This is a genomic window from Tumebacillus sp. BK434 (genome assembly GCF_004340785.1).
Taxonomy (GTDB): domain Bacteria; phylum Bacillota; class Bacilli; order Tumebacillales; family Tumebacillaceae; genus Tumebacillus_A.
The window spans coordinates 823,962-841,437 of record NZ_SLXS01000002.1; the positions used below are offsets into that span (position 1 = coordinate 823,962).

A 17,476-nucleotide genomic window follows, 5' to 3' on the forward strand; every position below is an offset into this window, starting at 1 on the left:
TCTGTTGTGTTGTTACGAAACAAAAATGCCTCGGCTTGCTGCCAAGGCATTTTTTTCTTATCGTCCTGCTTCAGATGAAACGATCCTGCGTGGTGAACTGGGGAGATCTTCGAAGCTGTAGAACTTGGGTGTGGGGATTGAGACCCCGGTGTTGAGGCGGATGTGTTTCGTAATCCGTGTTTGCCACAAAAGGCAAGTTCGCTCATCAGAGGCTTCGTAAATCGGATTTTTATAGAAATATTTAGTAAATCAATCTAAATAGTTTGAAAAATGGTCACAGTAAGGTGGTTGAGTCAATAATTCCGAGCGGAATTGAATAATATAATAGAAGGTGTAAAATAAGGGAGGGGAGAGGATCGTTGAATGGATCACATAATCTTTGAGGTCGGAACTGCTTTATTGTTGGTTGCGATCGCATCATTGATTGCTGCAAAGCTTAAGTTCTCCATCATACCATTTCTGATGGTTCTTGGTATGCTGGTCGGCCCCCACGCTCCAATTATCGGCATTTTTGACTTCACCTTTATAGAAAGTCAAGAAGTGATATCATTTCTTGGGAGAATAGGCGTTCTCTTTCTCTTGTTCTATATCGGTTTGGAGTTCTCAGTTTCCAAGTTGGTCAAATCAGGACGGAACATCGTATTTGGAGGCACCACGTACGTTGTGTTGAATTTCGTCATCGGGTTGGCTTACGGTTTTTTGGTCAAGTTTCCGTTGTATGAAACGTTGATCATCGCCGGGATGCTGTCCGTGTCTTCCACCGCCATCGTAGCGAAAGTGCTGGTGGATCTCCGGCGTACAGGTAACTCGGAGACCGAGCTGATTCTGGGTATGATTTTGTTTGATGATCTCTTCCTCGCCGTGTTTCTATCGGTCATGTCAGGCCTGCTTCTTGGCGGGGCGACATCGGTCGGCGGCATTTTGCTGTCGGTAGGGATCTCAATGGGATACATGCTGCTGTTCTTCGTCATCGCCAGAACAGCGACCCCCTTGCTCAACAAACTGTTTAACATCAAATCGAATGAGATCTTGATCATCGTTGTGTTTTCACTGTTGTTCTTTATCGCAGGCTTCTCCGAAAAACTGCATGTGGCCGAAGCGATCGGTGCCCTGTTGTTCGGTCTTGCCTTGTCTGAAACGGTGCATAGCAAGCGGATTGAACATCTCGTCGTTCCATTTCGAGATTTCTTCGGCGCCGTGTTTTTCTTCAGCTTTGGCTTGAGCATCGATCCGTTAACGCTTGGCGATGCGGCCTGGATTGCGATTGGAGCCGTCTTGCTGACGATCTTGGCCAACATGATCGCAGGCATGATCGCCGGGCGCAACGCAGATTTGTCACATAAGGCTTCGACAAACATCGGTCTTACCGTGATGGCGCGGGGGGAGTTTACGATCATCGTGGCGAATTTGGGTATTGCAGCCGGTTTGATGCCGATGCTGAAACCTTTTTCCGCCCTGTACGTCTTGATCTTGGCGATCCTTGGGCCTTTGTTAGCGAAGGAGTCAAAGCTGATCTACAGCGGCTTGAATAAGATATTTAAATGGAGCAAACCGAAGGAAAAAGCGCAATCAGAATCCTAAACGGAGGTTGAAAACATGGGAACCATTCGTGAATCCGAGCTTCCGGGCATCGGTAAAAAATATCAGGTTGAAACGGATGCTGGCGATAAAATCGTGATTGTCATTCACGACGACGGCAGAAGAGAGATCTACCATTTTGAGAAGGATGATCCAGACGAAACGATCTCCCATGTGACGCTGGAGGACGATGAAGCCAGACAGATCGCTTCGATCATCGGCGGGATGACCTACAAGCCAAAAGCGCTGGACTCGATCCAGGTGTCTCTTGAAGAGCTGGTCATTGAGTGGTGTAAAGTGGAACCTTCCTTCAAGTGTATCAACAAAACGATCGCGGAACTGGAAGTCCGTCAACGCACGGGAGCCACGATCCTCGCCATCGTGGAAAAAGGGCAGCAGAAAATTAATCCGGGCCCAGATGATCAGCTGAGAGCCAATATGACGCTTGTCATGGCCGGGGAAAGAAAACAAATCAAGCAGTTGAAAGAACTTTTGCTGCACGGATAAACAAGAAATGACCATGATCTTGCGGATCATGGTCATTTTCGTGGCTGGTTGGTAAAGGGTTCATATCGATGCCAAAAGCGATCCCAAAAAATAAGAAGAAGCCCTCAAAAATGGGAAGGGTAAACGGAAGAGCGGACCGAAAGGCGATGCGAAGGGCAATAATATTTCGATGAGGGTGATGGCAGTGGAGAAATTGGCCGATTTAGTAGAGGTACAAGAGCATATCAGCCTTCAGCCGCTATGCCTGTTGTTTATCAAAACGGCAGACTGCGGTGTGTGCGATGATGTGTATGTGAAAACGGAAGAACTGCTGACGAAGTATCCGCAGGTGAGCGCCGTGGTCGTATCGGCGGATGAGTCGCCTGCTGTAGCAGGGGAGTTTCTGGTATTTACGGCTCCGACGATCCTGCTGTTTGCGGAAGGCAGAGAGGTGCATCGGCAGGCGCGGTTTGTGGTGTTTGGGAAGTTGGAGGAGGCGGTGCAGGGCTGGGTCGAGGCGTTGAGCTGATGTTGAACATGGGGATTCATTTCGAGTATCAGACGATGTTCGATCTGATATGATAGAGAGAGTAAGTTACATAGGTATCCACGAGAGGAGTTTCGAACAGGACAATGATCAACAAAGTCGGTCAGATTATGCTGTACGTGAACAATCAGGATGCAGCGGTGGAGTTTTGGACAGAAAAAGTCGGGTTCCAAGTCATCTCGGAGGTAAACAACGGGCACATGCGATTTATCGAAATCGCGCCCACCAAGGACGCGGAAACGAGCATCGTTCTGCACGACAAGGATTTCGTGGCGAAAATGTCGCCGGGGCTGAACCTCGGCACGCCGTCGCTGATGTTTTTCACGGATGACCTCGAAGGCTTGCACCGCGACCTGACAAATAAAAACGTCAAAGTCGGCGAGATCGTCTCGATGGGGCCGAGCCGGGTCTTTAACTTTGCGGACGGTGAGGAGAATTACTTCGCCGTTTCGGAGAAGAGCAAGGCGTAATCGATGAGGAAACAAAACACCACAGGCGCCAATGTCCTGTGGTGTTTTGTTTGTGAAAGACTTTGCGTGATGATCTGCATATGGATATTATTGTATAATTAGATATGTAATTACCTATCGATTTTTTGATAGTTTTGAAAAAGCAGAGTCGTTGATCATGAGTTCCATGCTGGCAACAGGTATACAAGTTTGGCAACAAGTTTACCGATACACCCGAAAAACAGCATTTCAAAAGAAGTGTTGGAAAATTACAAGGCAGCAGGAGTTGACCTTACACCTTATACCGGTCAGGAACTACACGATTTCCGATATGAATTAAAAGAAGAACGTGCAGGCCGTCCTCTGACTGCCGTACTGTTTGAGCAAGATGGAAAGATTGTCGCGAGTCATGTTGTGCTTCCGGATGCGTCCCCAGGGATCTTCCCGATCGATGATCGGGAGGGTGCCATGCAGGGCGGGGAGTAAGCTGCGCAAAAAGACTGCCGTGGCAGACTAGTCGCTCTAAACATTGGTGCCGAGGACGTAAGAAGCCCGTCTGACAAGTTCATCACTTGTCGGACGGGCTTTTTCCATGTTGTTTCAGTCCTTACGCCTGTGCGGGCAGGTCGATCAGCATGAAGTGTGCGCCGCTGTCACTCGCGATTTCCAATTGGGTCACATCGGTGATCCGCGCGGCATCGCGGGTGTGGAGCGTCTCGCCGTTCAGGGTCAGGCTGCCTTCGATCACGAAGACGTAGAGGTAGCGGCCAGACTCCTGTTCAAAGCTGAGCGACTTGCCTGTTTCCAGCTTGGACAGGTACAGCGTCAGATCCTGATGGATGCGCGCCACCCGTTCGGAGGACGGTTGGCTGGACACGACCGGCAGGAGCTGGTTGATCAGCGCTTCCTGATCGTAGGCGAGCTGCTCGTAAGATGGCTCCAGTCCGCGGATGCTCGGGAGAAACCAGAGTTGCAAGAAGCTGAGGTCTTCTGTCTCGGACGGGTTGAACTCCGAATGCACGATGCCGGTCCCGGCGGTCATGCGCTGGATTTCGCCGGGGCGGAGGACTTCGGTGTTGCCCATGCTGTCGCGGTGCTGCAGCTGGCCGCGCAGGACGATAGAGACGATCTCCATCTCCTGATGCGGGTGCTCGCCGAACCCGTTTCCGGGCTGCACCACATCGTCGTTGAAGACGCGCAACGGGCCAAACAGGCGGTTGTCAGGGTCGTAGTACTCGGCAAAGGAGAAGCTGAAATTGCTCTGCAGCCAGCCGTGGTCTGCCGTATATCTGGATGTGGCCGGGCGAATGTCGATCATGGTAGTTCACTCCTTCTCTTCAACAGAATCACCAATTTTAGTTGAACAATACGTACGCACCCGGTCCGGTCAGCGCGACGCCAACTGCTGCTGCGATCAGCACCAGGTTGTACTCCATCCCGTTCGAAGTCGACCACAGGCCGTTTTTGCCGTGAACGGTGACGATGGCGACCAGCATGGTGATGACGATCAACGCAGCGCCGATCGGGGTGAAGACGCCGGCTGCGAACAGGGCGCCGCCGATCAGTTCGGCCAGACCTGCGAGCAGTGCCGCCAGCACGCCCGGTTTGACACCGATCGATTCCAGCCAGCCGCCGGTGCCTTTCAGGCCGTAGCCGCCAAACCAGCCAAACAGTTTTTGTGCGCCATGCCCGATGAAGAGCAGGCCGATGACAAGACGGATGATCAAAAGTCCAAGGTTCATGAGAAAATACCTCTCTTTACGATTATTTTTTGTTTGTTAGTTACTTTATGTAAGTATATTACGATGGGTAACGGAATATGTCAAGCGGAAAGAAAAAAACCAATTCCGCGGAGGAATTGGTTTGGGGAACTGCGATTTATTGGTTTTGCTCAAGACCGACCCACGCCTCGGACCATGTTTCGAGGCCGCGAATGATCGATTCCAGAGCACGTCCTTTTTCGGTCAAGGCGTATTCGACCCGCACGGGCACTTCCGGGAAGACCTCGCGGGTGACGATGCCTTCTTCTTCTAAATCTTTCAGCCGTTCGGACAACAAGCGTCCGCTGATCGGCAGCGCGCTTTGAATCTCGCCAAAACGCTGCGGGCCGCACAGCAGCTGATAGATGATAAATCCGTTCCAGCGTTTGCTGAGCAGTTGCATGCCTTTTTCAAATTTCGGACAGAGCTCCGAGTCGGACATCAGAATCACCTCGCTATGCACTCCTGTTTCTGCACTCTATTATATCATATGAAGGGCAGGACAACTGTGAAAGTGGTGCCTTGGCCCGGTTCGCTCTGCACCGTGATCGTGCCGTCGTGTGCCAGCACGAACTCTTTGACGATCGCCAAACCAAGCCCCATGCCGCCACTGTTGCGGTCGCGGGCGCTGTCGGTGCGGTAGAAGCGGTTGAAGAGGAAGGGCAGGTGCTCGGGGGCGATGCCGAAGCCGGTGTCGGTGATGGTGGTGCGCAGGGCGCCGTGCTGCTCCTCCAGGACCACCGAGACTTGGCCGCCTTCTGGTGTATAGCGGATCGCATTGATCAAGAGGTTGAGGAAGACTTGGGTGATGCGGTTCGAGTCAACTTGAGTGATCGCGTCATGCGCATGGGACACGTAGGACAACTTGATCTCTTTACTCTCTGCATCGAACGCGACGCGCTCGACGATGCGGTGCAGGAGGGCGGAGAGATCGGTCGGCTTTTTGTCGAGGGGGAGCTGTTTGGCTTCGGCGAGGGAGAGCTGGTGCAGGTCCTCGACGAGCCGGGTCAGGCGGATCAGATCATCTTGCAGGGGCAGCAGTTCCTGCGGCTCGATCGGCTCGCCGTGCTGCTGAAAGAGGTCGAGCTTGCCGCGGATGATCGTCAGCGGCGTGCGCAGCTCATGGGCCACATCGGCCACGAGGTTGCGGCGCACCTCTTCGTCCTGCTGCAGCCGGCTGGACATCTTGTTGAACGCGGCGGCGACTTTGCCGTGCTCGTCGCGGCTCAGCACCGGCGCCTGAACGCCGAACTCGCCTTGGCCGAGCCGGTCGATCACCGGCAGCAGCGCCCGGAGCGGTCGGGTCAGGCGTTTGGACATCAGATAGGCGACGACGAGCGAGATCAGCACAAAAATCACCGTGCCGACCAACAGCAAAAAGCGGGTCGAATTCAGCACGCCCATCCTGAGCTTCGACATGTAGTCGACGTCGGGATCGTGGTAGTAGAGGAAGGCGACCGTCTGCCCGTTTTGCTTGATCGGGCTCTTGATGCCAAACATTTTGAGCGCTTGCTCGGTGGCGGCACCGCTCTTGTAGAGCACCCTTTTGTCACGGCTCAGGAAAAGGATGCTCGTCTCCGCCGGAAGTTCGATCCTCTCCGGCGCGTCATAGTGGGCGAGGATCTCGGCGATCTCCGTGCGCTTCGGCGCCTCGATCATCACGTCGAGGATGCCCCGGATCACCACTTGGGTGGCAAAGGCAAACACCAGCCCCATGCCGACGATAAACAGGGCGATGGTGAGAAACAGTTTGCGCCGCACGCTCATTTGCGGTCTCCGAAGCGGTAGCCGAAGCCGTAAACCGTCTGGATGTAAGCCGGACTGGACGGCTCGTCTTCGATCTTTTTGCGCAGTTGGCTGATGTGTGCATCCACCGTGCGCTCGTCGTTGAGAAAATCATCTTCGAGCGCACCCTGCAGCAGTTGCAGGCGGCTGTATACAATGCCAGGTCTGGCGGCGAGGTTGAGCAGGAGTTTGAACTGAGTCGGGGTGAGCGCGATCTCCTCGCCGCGCTTCCAGACGCGGCACTGGGCTTCGGAGATGGTCAGGTCGCCGCGCTTGAGGGTGTCATCCTGTGCGTCCTGTCCTTCCGCGCCTTGCATGCGGCGCAGAACGGAGCGGATGCGGGCGGCGAGCTCGCGCAGGGAAAACGGTTTGGTGATGTAATCGTCCGCTCCGACTTCGAGACCGATGATCTTGTCGGTCTCTTCCGTCTTGGCGGTGACCATGATGATGCCGATGCGGCTATGTTTACGCAGTTCCCGGCAGACTTCGATGCCGCTCATCTCCGGGAGCATCCAGTCGAGCACGACGAGCGCGGGCTGCTGTTCGTTTGCGATGCGCAGCGCTGCTTGGCCCGTCTGGGCGGTCAAGATCTGAAAGCCTTCCTGGCGCAAAAAAGGAGCCATGAAGTCCAGTACTTTTTCTTCGTCATCCACTAATAGCAATGTCGGGGCCATCGTAGCTTCACCTCCCTCACAGTGTACCCTGTCTCCGGCGGATTGTGGGGGATTTCAATGGATTCGCATCGGAACTTCACAAGTTCCCAACAAGATCTTGTATCCCGTTTTGGCGCTGGCGATCTTCTGGGGTGGCGATGCGGTTGTGAAATCGCGGCCAACTGTGGTACGCTAGATGCAGAAAACACAGGAAAGGAGAGTGCTCGACATGAAGAAAAGATCGCTAAAGTCTTTGGCAAAAGGGTTCGGGTACTCGACTGCTGTTTTCTTTGGTGCTGCCAATCACGGGGGAAGTCTGTCCAAAAACGGATATGACTGCAACTGACGTGGAGCATGACACCACAGGTTGCAGCCTGTGGTTTGCTTTCTTTTCGGAGAGATCTACGCCACAGGCAGGTGCCTGTGGTGTTTTTTACTTTCAGGGAGGGTGACAAAAATGATTACGATCAGACTGCTGACGGAAGAAGATACACAGGGCATGCTGGACCTGCATGTGAGAAACCGGGCGTTTTTCAAAAAGTTTATCCCGGTGCGGCCGGAGGAGTATTACACGCTGGAAGGGCAATTGACCAGCCTCCAAAACGAGCGGAGCGCACGGGAAGCGGAGCAGCGCTACTCGTTTGGGATCTTCCTGCAGGACTCGGGGGAACTGATCGGGAACGTGACGCTCGCGGAGATTCTGCGCGGGGCGCTGCAGAGCTGCTTCATCGGCTACTACCTCGATGAGCAGCAAAACGGCAAAGGCTATATGAGCGAAGCGGTGCGCATGGCGACGGAGTTCGGCTTCCAAGAGCTCAATCTGCACCGGATCGAAGCCGGGGTGATGCCGCATAACATCGGCTCGATCCGGGTGTTGGAGAAGGCTGGGTTTGTCAAGGAAGGCATCGCACGGCAAAACGTGCTGATCAACGGCAAGTGGGAAGATCATCAGGTGCTGGCGATCATCAACGAGAATTACAAATAGGCAGAAGAAAACCGCTCTCGGCGTGGATCGCTGAGAGCGGTTTTGTTTAAAATTCTGCTGTTGGCGGCAGTTGAAACAGCAACTGCTCCGGCAACTCGCCCCGCACCATCAGTTTAGCATCGGTCGTGGGCTCCAGTGCCGTGTATTCGATGTCCAGAAGGTCGGGGGTGAAGTAGATTTCGACCCGCTGCACCTCGAGCGCCAAGCCGGCGAGCAGGTTGGCAAGGCTGGGAATCTGCGCGCCGATCACATCGTAGAGATGGAGTGTTCCGTCCCGAACGGTGTAGGCGACGGCTGCGTGGTGATCGGGCAGGTAGGCGATCTTGATCTCCGGCGCAGCGAGCGTCGCGAAGAAGAAGGATGACATGTGCGTTTCCGGCCCCATGACGTTGGAGACGGGGCGGCGGTTGGCGAACAGGTCTTTCAGCAGGCGGCTGTCCCATTCCACGTTCACATTGAGACCGCGCGGGGCGGAGGATGCACGGGCGGAACGCGGCACGTTTTCACAAACGAAGTGACTTTGTGCCACGAGACGGAAGCCGAACTTTTCGTAGATCGCATGCTCGCGGGCGTAGAGGAACATCAACTCGTACTCCTGCTCATAGCGGTTCAGCAGTTCGGCAATCAGCTGACGGATCAGTCCTTTGCCGCGATAATCGGGATGCGACATGACCGATTGCACGCCGGCAGCACGGACCGATTTTCCCTGCAGGGTGAGCGGGAAGTCGAACAAGCTGACATTGGCGACCGCTTGCTCGCCTGCGAAATAGGAGAGCGGGCGATAGGTCGGGTCCCAGAACCCTTTGGCGAGCAGGTCATGGAAAAAGTCGGGCGGGATGCCGAATGCCGACTCGAACAGTGCGATCAGGGCTTCTCGTTTTGCCGGGTCGTCGCTGTAGGAGTGGTGAAATTCGAGCCCGGTTGCAGCCGCTTCCGGATGCGGGTCTTCGATCATGTAGCGGGCGGAGTGATGCAAGAGCGAGCGGATGTCACCCAGCCAGGGCATGAGGGCTTCCGCTTCCGAGACCGGTTTCCACTCGACCGCCAGGATCTCCTCGCCGTCGAAGCAGACCGTCCCGCCGGTGATGCGGGACGCGAAGGTGATGAACAGGACGTGCACATCGCGGATCTGGCGTTCGGCGATGTGCAGGAGAGCGCCGACTTCCACGTCGTAGCCGGTCTCCTCTTTCGCCTCGCGCTTGGCCGCTTCGATCAGCGTTTCGCCGTCTTCGCGCTTGCCGCCGGGCAGTCCCCAGTAGGTCTCGTTGTGCACCATCAATACGGTATCGGTCGTTTCGTCATAGATCAGGTTGTAGGCGACATCGTCGCGGATCAAGCCTTTGTCGAACATCGGCGGAGTTCCTCCTCTTCGCGAATGGCGTTGCGCATGCGGATCATCGAGAAATGCAGGCTGGTCTCCTTCAGCGCATCGTGCAGCGGATACAGGGACGGGGTCAGGCGCAGTTCGACGTTGGCCGCGCCAAGCCGGGCCAGCAGATCGCCGACCGGCTCTACAGAAAGCGGCGTGACCGCTTCGAGCGAGGTGAAATAGCCCGCCCCTTCGTCGATGCAGGTGAACGTCTCGTCGGGCAGGTGATAGACGTAGAGGTCGGTGTTCTGCAACGCTTGCCACCAACGGCTCTCGACGGCGATCACCATGCGGGCCGCCGTGTGAGCCAGAAAGCGCTCTTGATCGTCTGCGGTCGTGTCCGGCTTGGCCCAAAAAGCGACGCGCGGGCAGTCGCGCGGGAAGAAATACATGGGCGCGCGCGCTTCATCGATCGCCCATACCATCGCCGGTTTGTCCGGGTGTGACGGATGCAGGCGCGGTTCAAAATGCCGAATCGAAGGATCTTCGCTAAAGTGATACATCATCTCTCTCATCGCCTCCCGAAAATCTTGGTATCTCATAGACTTCCACATTTAGGGAGGGAATGTCAAGGAGAATCGCGGATGGCCGATCTTTTCTGCTGCGATCGAAACGAGAAAGAAGGGAGCGGCGCTAGGCCTCTCCCTTTTTCAATGCTTGCAGCAGTCGCTCTGCAGTTGTCTTTTTATCGGGGCAGACCACGACTTCGCCGGAGCGCGGGACCAGATAGTGCGGGGTCGCTTCGGAATAGAGCGAACGGGACGCATTGGCGACGACGAGGTCGGCGCGCCATGTCTCCATGCGCTGGCGGGAGCGCTGCAGCAGGTAGTCGGGGTCGGCGTTGTGTTCGAGCTTGAAGCCGACGAGGAACGTGTCGGGGCGCCAGTCTTTGATCTTGGAAATGACCTTGGGCGCTTTTTTGAAATGGACGACCGGCGGGTTGTCGCTGGAGATCTTGCCGGTGTCGGTGATGGGGTTGCCTTGCTGGTCGAACATCTTGTCCACCACCCAGTCGGACACCGCTGCCGTCATGATCACCGCGTGAATCTCCTCGGTGGTCAACACAGCCTGCAGCTTCTCGCCGAGGTCTGCAATTCCCATGAACGGCACGAGCCGCAGCTTGGGATGCGAGGCGGGCAACTGCGCAAAATATCCGTGCAGATACACGACCTGAGCACCGCCGGCCAAAGCCTGTTCTGCCAGATAACATCCCATCGTGCCGCGCGCCAGGTTGGTGTGGCCGCGCACCTCGTCCCATTTTTCCAAGGTGCCGCCTGCGGTGATGAGGATGGTGTGATGTTGTCGTGTCATCTTCTGTCATCCCTCCGTCGAATCTACTATATCACCCCTTGAGCTAACTTCCAAGTCGTGGTAATCTAGGCATCCGGGATTCGAACGAAGCGAGGGATCAGCTCCCTCTCCCGCTCCGCTTCTGCCAATAGTCTTGCAGGGCAAATGGCAGGTAGAAGATCAGCACGGACACGAGCGCGACCGCTTCCAGCCAGATGATATAGTACGGCCACGGCCCGAGCAGGTCCAGCAGTGAGGCGGCGCCGGGCTTGTGGGCGAGGAACATGTAGTTGCCTCCGGTCAGCCAGTTGGCGAGGCCGGCCAGCGCAGCGATGATGTTCAGCGTCAGGATCGCCCGCCAGATCGAATGCAAGGTCGGCCGGAATCCTTCCACAAACACCATGTAGAACCCGGCCAGCAGGATCGCCCCATGGGCGATGAAGAACTGGTAGGTGCGAAAGTGCGGATACGCGTAATGCCCGAGGTCAGGCGTGATCAGCGCCTGCAAGGCACCGCCCATGCCGATCAGAAAGGCGAACTCGAAGAGCAGCACACTGCGCGTGATCAGCATAAACGCCGACAAATACAGGGAGATCGTACACAGCTGCAGCGGCAGATTGTAGTCGAGCGTCCACGATCCGGCCTGCAGATACCAGATATTCAGCACGAGATCGGAAACCAAAAGTAACCCGGCCAGCCCGTAGCGCGTCACACGGTTCAAACGCGCCTCTTTCAGACGCTCGCGATACCAAAACAGCAAGAGAATTGCCGAGAAAATAAGAAATAACGACAGAAGATGCCCAAAGGAAAACAGCCTAAACGACTCTGGCAAGCCATGTATGTCGAAAAATTCCAACAAATTATCTCACCTCGTTTCTTTACGAACTAGTATTGTACAGGCTTGCCTTTCATTCCTGCTTTGTAAGAAAATAGTGCAAAAGGAGGCGTGCACGGATGAAGAGACAACGAATCTTATTTTTAGGCGCGGGACGGATGGCGGAAGCGATCCTTTCCGGGCTGATGGCACGTAAGCGAGACCAGATTGAGGAGATCATCGTCACCAACCGCTCCAACGCGGAGCGCCTGCAGGAGCTCTGCGGCACATACGGCGTCACCGCCACGCATGACTGGCAAGCGCAGGTGGCGAACGCAGATACGATCGTGCTCGCCATGAAGCCGGGCCAGGTGCGCGACGCGCTGGTCGAGCTGGGACCGCTCGTCGACGGGCAGTTTGTGTTTACGGTGGCAGCGGGCATCGGCATCGCCCTGCTGGAGGAGCAGTTGCCGGCAGGAACGCCCGTCGCTTGGGTGATGCCGAACACGGCGGCGAAAGTTGGCGCGTCCGTTTCGCTTTATACATACGGCAAGAGCGTACAGGCTGAACAAAGGGCCGTGCTGGAGATGATCCTCGACGGCATCGGCATGTACGAGGAATGCACGGAGGAGCAGATTCACCAACTGACGGCTGTGACCGGCTCGGCACCGGCGTTTTTGTACCGCTTTGCGGAAGTGCTGGAAGAGGCGGCGCAGGAGTTCGGCGTGTCGGCGGAGCAGGCGCACCGGATGATCGTCGGCATGGTCTACGGCTCGGCGCTGATGTTAAAAGAAGGTCCGGCGCCCGCCGTGCTCCGCGATCAGGTGACGACGCCGGGCGGGGCGACGGCGGCAGGTCTGCGCGTGATGGACGAGCGCGAGTTCCCGGCGCTGCTTAAACAGGCGGTGGCGGCGACCAACCTCCGCGCTAAAGAGATGGCAAAGGAGTAGTGCGCATGTGGGACAAAGTCAAAGCGGCGTATGACGAGATGATCACCAATTGGAACTTGATGCAGTCGAGCGATCTGGACAGCGCAGGCGATGACGCGGACCGTTTTCAGACCTCGTTTTACACGTTCGTCGATGAGATGAAGGAATGGCTGGAGGCACGCGAACAGAAGCCGCGCACGACAGATGAAGCGCTCGCCTTGCCGGAGGTCGCCGAGCTGTACGAGGAACTGCCGGGGCCGCTGATGCTGAACTTTGAGACGGAACTGGAGCTGATCGTCGAAGGCATCACGCGCGAAGATGACGCCAGATACGACGAATGAACAAGCGGTACTGGGTGCTGACCGCGCTCCTGCTGCCTGTGCTGTTCGGCGGCTGGTGGGGCTATGAGCTGTGGACAGACCTGCGCGTCGCATATGTGCTCGGCCAGCAGACGCTGACTGGCGAGGGCCGGACGTATGTGGCCGAGAGCAATCTTGCACTGCAGCCTGTCGAAGTCGGAGAGCGGATCGGACATGCGGAGGACGGCTTTTGGATCTGGGAAGTGGAAGGGCAGGAACAGCGGGACTGGGTGGTCGTCAGCGGCTTCATGTTCCCGCATACCCTGTACCGGGCGGAAGAGGTGCCGGAGGTTGACTTGGCGCAGGTGAAGTGGGACGGGCTGCTTTTGCAGGACAGTCAGGGTCTGCAGAAAAAAATCGCTTCGAGTGACGATCCGTCGCTGGCTCTTGAAGCGATCAAAACGGCGCAATCAGGCGCGGCCAAGTCCGGCGCGACCCAGGACGAGCGAAGCAAAAGCTTCCTGCTGCGCGTGCTGTCATCCGAGCTGCCGGGACTGTGCCAAGAGATGTACGTCACGGTGCAGGCGGACGGCGATGTCTACTTGCACCGTTCGGACATCGTGACCCCGCTCCAGATGACCTCTCCGTTAGAAAAATGGATCAAAACCGCGCTGGAAATCGAGTAGACATCTCGCATCCGCCGCCTTGCCTGCATAGGCTGATGGGGTGAACGCACAAGAGGTGATCTCGATGAGAAAAGCGCTGTTGCGCCTGGAAGATGTCGGACCGGGCGGCTTTTATGAGTCGGAGGAGAGCCTGTGGAAACTGCGGGTGATCGCCGACTTTTTGTCTGCGTCCGGCGTACCGTTTCATGTGGCGATGATCCCGAGGTATGTGAACCCCAAGACCGGCTATGACCGCTCGATCGGCGACCGTCGCGACCCGTATGTGCAGAACTTCCTCGCCACGATGCGCCATCTGCAGCACCGCGGCGGGTCGCTGGGCATGCACGGGTACCGCCATCAATACGGGCAGGCGGTGACGGGGGACGGGTTTGAATTTGCTTATTCGGACTGCACCGCCGACTGTCCGCCCGATGATGATCCGGCCGCTTCGCAAGAGCGGGGCGCTTTCGAGCGCGCCTATGCGTCGGAGCGGATGCGGCAGGGCTTTCTGGCCGTGTTTGCGTCCGGGCTGCAGGTCGATTGGTTTGAAGCGCCGCATTATACTGCCTCGCCGAATCAGCGAAACGTGCTGGAAGGCTGGACGGGGCTGTTTTTTGAAAACGATCCGCACAGCGGCGAGATGCATCATGTGACGGTGCACGACACCGACACGCCGCTCTATCGCGGGGCGGTGTATGTGCCGACGCCCTTGTTTTATCTGGACGCGTCGAAGCCGGAAAAAGAGATAAAGCGCATGTGCAAGGCGATCAAAAGATTCAAGGAAGAGGAGATCGCCGGGTTCTTCTATCATCCCTATCTGGAGTTCCCGTTTATCCGCAAAGTGGGAGAGCGGGTGGTGTATGAGGAAGGGTCGTACCTGCAGCGGCTGGTGAAGTGCTTTCAACAGCAGCAGTACACGTTTGTACCGCTCCTGTCGCTGGTCAGCCTCGTCCCTTCGATGCGCCAGACCGGCTTTTTTCCGGGGGCGGAGGTGCTGACCGGGGATGTGAACGGCGACGGGATCTCCGAGCTGTTGGTGCGCGAGCCGGACACGGACAGCTGGCTGGCGGCGTCCGGCTCGCTGGAGACGTTCCCCTGCCGGCAGAGCGCACCGTTTGCCTCGCGGGTGATCGGTGCGAAGATGGGGCCGGGCCGTGCGCTCGTCGGCGATGTGAACGGGGACGGCCGGGATGATCTCGTGCTGTGGAACGCGGCGACGGGCACTTGGTCGGTGGCGCTTAGCGACGGTGTGTCGTGGCAGCCGCCTGCCGTCTGGCTGACCGGGGCGGCGCAGGGCGACGCTTGGGAAGCGTTTCTGACCGACTGGAACGGGGATGGGCGCAAGGACATCGCCCTCTGGAACAAGCGGACGGGAGACTGGTATCTGGCGGTGGGCGACGGGGCAAAATTTACACTGGCTGCAGACGGAGTGATCGCGCGCACCGCAACCGACTGGAAGGCCGGTTTCGGCGACGTGGACGGCGACGGGCGGGAGGAGCTGGTGCTGTGGCATCCGGCGACAGGAAGCTGGAACGTCGGGGCGTACGTCGGCACGCGCTTGCAGCTCGGGCCCAGACCTTGGCTGGAACAATGGGCAGTCGGGGCTGGCTGGCAATTTCTGCTCGGGGACTTTGACGGGGATGGGAAGGACGATCTGCTCGTCGTCAACCCGGAGCAGGGGGACTGGCAGATCGCGCGCAGCACTGGCGGCCGGTTCGTGCCGGAAGAAGCGGTGCTGCGGCCGTGGGCGGCAGAACCGAACATGGTGCCGCTGGTCGGCACGTGGTCGCGGGACGGCCGGGCGGGTGTCTGCGCGCGCCATCCGCTGCTGCGCGGCGGCACGGTCGATTTTGCCGTTTCAGTCGTTGGCAAAACAGCAAGAGCAGGCCGTTAGCGGCCTGCTCCTTTTTGTCGTGCGATCTCTTCGGCGAGCTCGTTCAGTTCCGCCCAGCGTTCGACGGCCGATTCGAGTTCGTTTTGCAGCTGCTGCTCCTGATCGGTCAGCTTCTGCAGATGGGTGTAATCGGTGCCGCCTTTGGCGAGTTCCGCTTGCACGGCGGCGATGCCGTCTTCGAGTTCGGCGATGCGCTGTTCGATCGACTCGAATTCTTTTTGCTCTTTGTAGGTGAACTTGAGCTTTTTGGCAGGCGCTTCTGCGGCGGCTGCTTTCGGCGCTTCTTTGGCTTTGGCCGGCTTGTCTTGCTCCGGGGCGAGCAGTTCGCGCTCCGCCTGGTACTCGGAGTACATGCCGAGGTAGGTGCTGATGTTCGCGTTTCCTTCGAAGCAGATCAGCCTGTCGACGACGCGGTCGAGGAAGTAGCGGTCATGGGAGACGGTGACCACCGTGCCGTCGAAGTGATCGAGATAGTCTTCGAGGATGGTCAAAGTCTGGATGTCGAGGTCGTTGGTCGGCTCGTCGAGCAGGAGCACGTTCGGCTCGCTCATCAAGGTGCGCAAGAGGTACAGGCGGCGCTTCTCCCCGCCGGACAGCTTGGCGATCGGCGTCCACTGCGTGCTCGGCGGGAACAGGAAGCGCTCCAGCATCTGTCCGGCGGAGATCGTCTCGCCATCGATCGTGCGGATGTACGGGGCGGCTTCGCGGATGTATTCGATCACGCGCAGCTCTTCGTTCATCTCGATGCTCTCCTGCGTGTAGTAGGCCAGCTTGACGGTAGTGCCGGTGTCGACCGTGCCGCTGTCCGGCGCAATGTTCCCGGCGATGATGTCCATCAAGGTCGATTTGCCGCTGCCGTTCTTGCCGATGATGCCGATCCGGTCGCGCGGGCCGATCAGATAGGAGAAGTCGCGGATCAAGGTGCGGTCGCCGTATGACTTGGTGATGTGCTCCAGCTCAAACACTTTGTTGCCGAGGCGCTGCGAGCCGATGGCGATGTCCATCTTCGCCGCCGCTTTCTCCACTTTTTGATCGCGGAGATTCTCGGCGAACTCGACGCGGGCCTTTTGTTTGGTCGTGCGGGCTTTCGCGCCGCGCTGGAGCCAGGCCAGCTCGCGGCGGAGCAGGTTCTGGCGCTTGTCTTCGCTGGCCAGCGTCTGCTCTTCGCGCGCCGCTTTGTGCTCGAGAAACGTCTGGTAATTGCCTTGGTAGGAGTAGAGCTTGCCTTTGTCGAGCTCCAGAATGCGATTGGTCACGCGGTCGAGGAAGTAGCGGTCGTGCGTGATCAGCAGCAGCGCCGATTTGCTCTTCGCCAGATAGCTCTCCAGCCATTCGACCGTCTCGTTGTCGATGTGGTTGGTCGGCTCGTCGAGGATCAGCAGGTCGGACGGGCGGATCAGGGCGCGGGCCATGGCGACGCGCTTGCGCTGGCCTCCGGACAGGTTGCCGACGATGGCGCTGTAGTCGGTGATGCCGAGGCGGTTGAGGATCGTCTTGGCGTTCGCTTCCAGCTCCCAGGCGTTGCCGGCGTCCATCTCTTGGGACAGTTTGACGAGGCGGGCTTGCAGCGCTTCGTCTTCCGGGCGCTGGGCGAGGTCGGCGAGCAACTGCTCATAATCGCCGAGCAGCCGCAGCAGCGGGGAACTGCCTTGGAAGACCGACTGCAGGACGGTGAGCTTGTCGTCGAAAGCCGGATTCTGCGGGAGGTACTCGATCGTCGCGCCGTTCGTGCTGACGATCTGGCCGGAGTCGGCCTGTTCGACGCCGGCGATCGCCTTGAGCAGCGTCGATTTGCCGGTGCCGTTGACGCCGATCAGCCCGATGCGGTCGCTGTGGTCGATGCCGAAGGTGAGGTCTTGGAACAAGACTTTTTCGCCGTACGTTTTGGTGAGTCCGATGACAGATACGAGATTCATGTATATCAACCTTTTCTTGTGAGCTTTTTTCGCGGTACACCCTCTAGTGTAGCATGA

Annotated in this window: 20 protein-coding genes; 10 read left to right on the plus strand and 10 right to left on the minus strand. The window is 57.5% G+C overall.

All coding sequences use genetic code 11. The annotated features are described in order from the left end of the window. The first annotated feature begins 363 nt into the window (after window positions 1–363). From EV586_RS07980 to EV586_RS08000, 5 genes are all read left to right on the plus strand, one after another. A complete protein-coding gene (locus EV586_RS07980) occupies window positions 364–1,581 on the plus strand; it encodes a cation:proton antiporter (RefSeq protein WP_132944534.1) in 1,218 nt (405 codons plus the stop codon). A gap of 15 nt (window positions 1,582–1,596) precedes the next feature. Further along, window positions 1,597–2,085, plus strand: coding sequence for a cation:proton antiporter regulatory subunit (locus EV586_RS07985; RefSeq protein WP_132944535.1), 489 nt, complete (start codon window positions 1,597–1,599; stop codon window positions 2,083–2,085). A 184-nt stretch (window positions 2,086–2,269) separates the two neighbouring features. After that, on the plus strand, window positions 2,270–2,593 hold the full coding sequence (locus EV586_RS07990; RefSeq protein WP_243652967.1) for a thioredoxin family protein: 324 nt from the start codon (window positions 2,270–2,272) through the stop codon (window positions 2,591–2,593). A 104-nt stretch (window positions 2,594–2,697) separates the two neighbouring features. Then, a complete protein-coding gene (locus EV586_RS07995) occupies window positions 2,698–3,081 on the plus strand; it encodes a VOC family protein (RefSeq protein ID WP_132944537.1) in 384 nt (127 codons plus the stop codon). A 189-nt stretch (window positions 3,082–3,270) separates the two neighbouring features. Further along, a complete protein-coding gene (locus EV586_RS08000; protein WP_132944538.1) occupies window positions 3,271–3,546 on the plus strand; it encodes a DUF4830 domain-containing protein in 276 nt (91 codons plus the stop codon). A gap of 121 nt (window positions 3,547–3,667) precedes the next feature. Here EV586_RS08000 and EV586_RS08005 read toward each other — a convergent pair whose 3' ends face one another. The 5 genes from EV586_RS08005 to EV586_RS08025 all read right to left on the minus strand — a co-directional run bounded on the left by EV586_RS08005 (window position 3,668) and on the right by EV586_RS08025 (window position 7,279). Further along, window positions 3,668–4,378 (minus strand): pirin family protein, encoded by a 711-nt coding sequence (locus tag EV586_RS08005; protein ID WP_132944539.1) that lies wholly within the window; start codon window positions 4,376–4,378, stop codon window positions 3,668–3,670. Between the two features lie 37 nt (window positions 4,379–4,415). Continuing rightward, entirely contained in the window at window positions 4,416–4,802 is a 387-nt protein-coding gene (locus tag EV586_RS08010; RefSeq protein ID WP_132944540.1) for a DoxX family protein, read from the minus strand. A gap of 136 nt (window positions 4,803–4,938) precedes the next feature. After that, the gene (locus EV586_RS08015) at window positions 4,939–5,262 is read right to left on the minus strand and encodes a winged helix-turn-helix transcriptional regulator (RefSeq protein ID WP_132944614.1); all 324 of its coding nucleotides are present in this window, start codon (window positions 5,260–5,262) and stop codon (window positions 4,939–4,941) included. 44 nt (window positions 5,263–5,306) lie between these two features. Then, the gene (locus EV586_RS08020) at window positions 5,307–6,587 is read right to left on the minus strand and encodes a sensor histidine kinase (protein ID WP_132944541.1); all 1,281 of its coding nucleotides are present in this window, start codon (window positions 6,585–6,587) and stop codon (window positions 5,307–5,309) included. Continuing rightward, entirely contained in the window at window positions 6,584–7,279 is a 696-nt protein-coding gene (locus tag EV586_RS08025; protein WP_132944542.1) for a response regulator, read from the minus strand. The genes EV586_RS08020 and EV586_RS08025 overlap by 4 nt, the downstream gene beginning before the upstream one ends. 436 nt (window positions 7,280–7,715) lie before the next feature. On the opposite strand from EV586_RS08025, the gene EV586_RS08030 reads away from it, so the two are divergent. After that, window positions 7,716–8,243 carry a GNAT family N-acetyltransferase gene (locus EV586_RS08030; protein WP_132944543.1) on the plus strand — a complete coding sequence of 176 codons (528 nt, stop codon included), beginning with the start codon at window positions 7,716–7,718 and terminating at the stop codon, window positions 8,241–8,243. Between the two features lie 46 nt (window positions 8,244–8,289). Here the strand turns inward: EV586_RS08030 and EV586_RS08035 are convergent, their stop codons facing one another. The 4 genes from EV586_RS08035 to EV586_RS08050 form a co-directional block, all read right to left on the minus strand. After that, the gene (locus EV586_RS08035) at window positions 8,290–9,594 is read right to left on the minus strand and encodes a GNAT family N-acetyltransferase (protein WP_132944544.1); all 1,305 of its coding nucleotides are present in this window, start codon (window positions 9,592–9,594) and stop codon (window positions 8,290–8,292) included. Next, window positions 9,576–10,118 (minus strand): DUF6886 family protein, encoded by a 543-nt coding sequence (locus EV586_RS08040; protein WP_207893867.1) that lies wholly within the window; start codon window positions 10,116–10,118, stop codon window positions 9,576–9,578. The genes EV586_RS08035 and EV586_RS08040 overlap by 19 nt, the downstream gene beginning before the upstream one ends. 127 nt (window positions 10,119–10,245) lie before the next feature. Further along, on the minus strand, window positions 10,246–10,923 hold the full coding sequence (locus EV586_RS08045) for a phosphopantothenoylcysteine decarboxylase domain-containing protein (protein WP_132944546.1): 678 nt from the start codon (window positions 10,921–10,923) through the stop codon (window positions 10,246–10,248). Between the two features lie 97 nt (window positions 10,924–11,020). Beyond that, on the minus strand, window positions 11,021–11,761 hold the full coding sequence (locus EV586_RS08050) for a YwaF family protein (protein WP_347812672.1): 741 nt from the start codon (window positions 11,759–11,761) through the stop codon (window positions 11,021–11,023). Between the two features lie 95 nt (window positions 11,762–11,856). On the opposite strand from EV586_RS08050, the gene proC reads away from it, so the two are divergent. The 4 genes from proC to EV586_RS08070 all read left to right on the plus strand — a co-directional run bounded on the left by proC (window position 11,857) and on the right by EV586_RS08070 (window position 15,503). Further along, window positions 11,857–12,666 carry a pyrroline-5-carboxylate reductase gene (proC, locus tag EV586_RS08055; RefSeq protein ID WP_132944547.1) on the plus strand — a complete coding sequence of 270 codons (810 nt, stop codon included), beginning with the start codon at window positions 11,857–11,859 and terminating at the stop codon, window positions 12,664–12,666. A 5-nt stretch (window positions 12,667–12,671) separates the two neighbouring features. Continuing rightward, window positions 12,672–12,986 (plus strand): hypothetical protein, encoded by a 315-nt coding sequence (locus EV586_RS08060; protein WP_132944548.1) that lies wholly within the window; start codon window positions 12,672–12,674, stop codon window positions 12,984–12,986. After that, window positions 12,983–13,630: a hypothetical protein gene (locus tag EV586_RS08065; protein WP_132944549.1), complete on the plus strand. Its 648-nt coding sequence runs from the start codon at window positions 12,983–12,985 to the stop codon at window positions 13,628–13,630. Before EV586_RS08060 ends, EV586_RS08065 begins: the two co-directional genes overlap by 4 nt. A gap of 64 nt (window positions 13,631–13,694) precedes the next feature. Then, the gene (locus EV586_RS08070; protein WP_132944550.1) at window positions 13,695–15,503 is read left to right on the plus strand and encodes a DUF2334 domain-containing protein; all 1,809 of its coding nucleotides are present in this window, start codon (window positions 13,695–13,697) and stop codon (window positions 15,501–15,503) included. On the opposite strand, the gene EV586_RS08075 is transcribed toward EV586_RS08070, so the two are convergent. Beyond that, window positions 15,500–17,419, minus strand: coding sequence for an ABC-F family ATP-binding cassette domain-containing protein (locus tag EV586_RS08075; protein ID WP_132944551.1), 1,920 nt, complete (start codon window positions 17,417–17,419; stop codon window positions 15,500–15,502). The two genes, EV586_RS08070 and EV586_RS08075, sit on opposite strands and share 4 nt — an antisense overlap. Window positions 17,420–17,476: the final 57 nt, after the last annotated feature.